The sequence below is a fragment of the Psychrobacter sp. TB20-MNA-CIBAN-0197 genome, assembly GCF_040309765.1.
Taxonomy (GTDB): Bacteria; Pseudomonadota; Gammaproteobacteria; order Pseudomonadales; family Moraxellaceae; genus Psychrobacter; species Psychrobacter submarinus.
On record NZ_JBEOPC010001451.1, the window covers coordinates 1 to 233 of the forward strand.

Here is a 233-nt window from a genome sequence, read left to right on the forward strand (position 1 = left end):
TTTATAGCGCGTCCAATTTGGTACAGTGCTGAAGTAAAGTTACTGTCTACTCTAAAATGATCTTTAACTACGTAATCTTTACTTAAGTACCAGTAGAGCTCAATTCCCTCGTTTTTAGCATATTGATTAAGTACATCTTTAAGGGTTGTGCCATTTTCAAAGCGCCTAGGTTCAACCTCTCCAGTCCAAGTGGTCGGCATTGGATCTACTGTTCGCGCACGTTCAGCCAATAC

Annotated in this window: 1 protein-coding gene; it reads right to left on the minus strand. The window is 40.8% G+C overall.

Features of this window, described 5'->3' with window-relative positions; all coding sequences use genetic code 11:
* The coding region (locus tag AAEY83_RS18775; protein WP_351061735.1) for a TcpQ domain-containing protein at positions 1-200 on the minus strand (200 nt) is incomplete at its 3' end.
* Positions 201-233 lie beyond the last annotated feature (33 nt).